Source organism: Nocardiopsis lucentensis DSM 44048, from assembly GCF_000341125.1.
Taxonomy (GTDB): Bacteria; Actinomycetota; Actinomycetes; order Streptosporangiales; family Streptosporangiaceae; genus Nocardiopsis; species Nocardiopsis lucentensis.
Map to the genome: position 1 here is coordinate 1 of NZ_ANBC01000239.1, position 2,552 is coordinate 2,552.

The following is a 2,552-nucleotide window of genomic DNA, read 5'->3' on the forward strand; positions in this document are numbered from 1 at the left end:
TTCACCTGGCGCTTTCCAAGAACCCGCAGTCCTACCGCACGGGGGCGCGGGGCTGCTGCACGGTGGAGGACTCCCACGACGCCCGGCGCGCCGCCGACGTCATCGGCATCCCCTTCTACGTGTGGGACATGTCCGAGGAGTTCGACCGCGAGGTGGTCCAGGACTTCGTCGCCGAGTACGAGGCGGGCAACACGCCCAACCCGTGCCTGCGGTGCAACGAGAAGATCAAGTTCGAGGCCGTGCTGGACCGGGCGGTCGCCCTGGGCTTCGACGCCGTGGCCACCGGGCACCACGTGCGCAAGATCGACGGCCGCCTCGTCCGCAGCGTCGACGAGCGCAAGGACCAGTCCTACGTCCTGGGTGTGCTCACCGCCGAGCAGCTCGACCACGCCATGTTCCCGCTGGGCGACTGCACCAAGGACGAGGTGCGGGCCGAGGCCGAGCGCCGGGGCCTGTCGGTGGCGGACAAGCCCGACAGCCACGACATCTGCTTCATCGCCGACGGTGACACGGCCGGGTTCCTCAACCGGAGGATCGGGGCCAAGCCGGGGCCGATCCAGGACGAGGACGGCAACGTGGTCGGCACCCACGACGGGTCGCACACCTTCACCGTGGGCCAGCGCAAGGGTCTGGGGCTCGGCGGGGCCGCCCACCCGCGTTACGTGCTGTCGATCGAGCCGGTGAACAACACGGTCACCGTGGGGCCGCGCGCCTCCCTCAGGGTCGACCAAATCACCGGGACGCGGCCGGTGTGGAGCGGATCCGCGCCGCTGACCGAGCCGACCGACTGCCAGGTGCAGCTGCGCGCCCACGGGGAGGTGTACCCGGCCAGCGTCGTGCAGCGCGACGGCGAGGACGGGCCCGAACTGCGGGTGCGGCTGACCGAGCCCGCCACGGGCGTGGCGTCGGGGGAGGCGGTGGTGGTCTACGACGGTGACACCGTGCTGGGGTCGGCGACGATCTCGGCGACCGCGAGGACGGAGAGGGCCGGGGCCGCGGGAGCGGCCGGATAGGCGGTGTCCTCTCGGGCCTCCGCTCCGGCTCTGCACTGCCTATGGCCTGACCTGGACTGTCGGGAGGAACACTCTCGTCGGGGACCGTGCACCCCTTGCCGAAGTTAGGTAAGGCATAGCATAGTTGCGGGCGAGATGAGGGGGCCTGGTCCATGCCTGAGTTCGGTTTCCTGGAGGGACAACCCTTCTGGATCGTCTACTTCACGCTGCTCGGTGTGATCCTGCTTCGTGTCCAGGCCACCTACTGGATCGGCCGGGGGCTGGGCGAGGGCGTCTCGCGGAGCCGGACGGGCAGGCGGCTCGGCCCGCGCCTGGAGACCGCGCGTGAGCGCATCGACCGATACGGCGCCCCCGTCGTCACCCTGAGCTTCCTCACCGTCGGGGTGCAGACCGCCGTCAACCTGGCGGCGGGCGCGATGCGGATGCGCTTCGGGCGCTACCTCGTCGCGATGTCTCTCGGGTCGCTGATCTGGGCGGGCCTGTGGTCGGTGGTGTTCTCCGGTGTGGTCGGCACCTGGTGGGCGCTGTTCCTGAACTCGCCGTGGGTGGCGGTCGGGGTGACGGCGCTGGCGGCCGTGGTCGTCGGGGCGCTCGTGCTGCGGGGGCGGCGCCGGGACCGGACACGGTCCGGGACGAGCGACCGGGCGGGCGCCGTCGCGGTCGAGTCCTCGGCCGAATCTTCCACCGACGCGGCCACGTCCCCGGCCGAGGCTCCGGAGGCCTCGCGGGATGCCGGCCAGACGGTTGTCCACAGGTCGTCGCGGACCGGTGGCGCCGGGTAGGGACCAGCGTCTACGCTCGATTTCGGGGGTGCTGCGGACTCCCGGTCAGGACACCTGAATCCCCCGAATCCGAGTATCCCCCGGAACGTCCAGGTCCGGCCAGAGCCGCCCCCACGCCTGTGGACACGACCGCGCCCGCGGTCACGCGCCTTCCACCCTCCGTTGCCCTAACCTTGGGCAACGTGAGCGAACAGCACCCCTACCCCTGGCCCGACGCCTCCGCGACCGGTGTCGGCTCCTGGCCGGGCGAGGACCCCGACGAGGCCGTGCGCACCATCCTCGGCGAACTCCCCGACCTCCCCCACCTTCCCGAACTCCCCGCGCGCGGCGTCGGCGCCGACATGATCGGCCGCACCGGCGGGCTCCTCGTCGACTTCCCCCTCGAGGTCCAGCCCAGCGGGTGGCGGGTCGCCGACAGCCCCGGTCGCGACATCGCCCGCGCCACCAGTCTCATGTCCTACGACCTGGACGCCCTCACCGAGCACGCGCACGGCTTCGCGGGCACGCTCAAGATCCAGGTCGCAGGGCCCTGGACCCTTGCCGCCTCGGTCGAACTCCGTTCCGGCCAGCGCCTGGTCTCCGACCCCGGCGCCCATCGCGACCTGGCCGAATCCCACCTCGAGGGCGTCCTCTCCCATATCGCCGACGTCCGTAAGCGCGTACCCGGCGCGCGCCTCCTCGTGCAGGTCGACGAACCCTCCCTGCCCGCGGTCCTCCTCGGCTCCCTGCCCACCGCCAGCGGGTACGGCCGCCTGCC

The 2,552-nt window shown here is 71.9% G+C and carries 2 protein-coding genes and 1 pseudogene; all 3 read left to right on the plus strand.

Going from position 1 to position 2,552, the window contains the following annotated elements; all coding sequences use genetic code 11:
- The coding region (gene mnmA / locus D471_RS0108030; protein WP_017598137.1) for a tRNA 2-thiouridine(34) synthase MnmA at positions 1-1,013 on the plus strand (1,013 nt) is incomplete at its 5' end.
- Positions 1,014-1,165: 152 nt separating this feature from the next.
- Positions 1,166-1,795, plus strand: a complete 630-nt coding sequence (locus tag D471_RS0108035; protein ID WP_017598138.1) for a DedA family protein — start codon at positions 1,166-1,168, stop codon at positions 1,793-1,795.
- Between the two features lie 182 nt (positions 1,796-1,977).
- A pseudogene (locus tag D471_RS0108040) lies at positions 1,978-2,552 on the plus strand (methionine synthase); the annotation flags it as partial.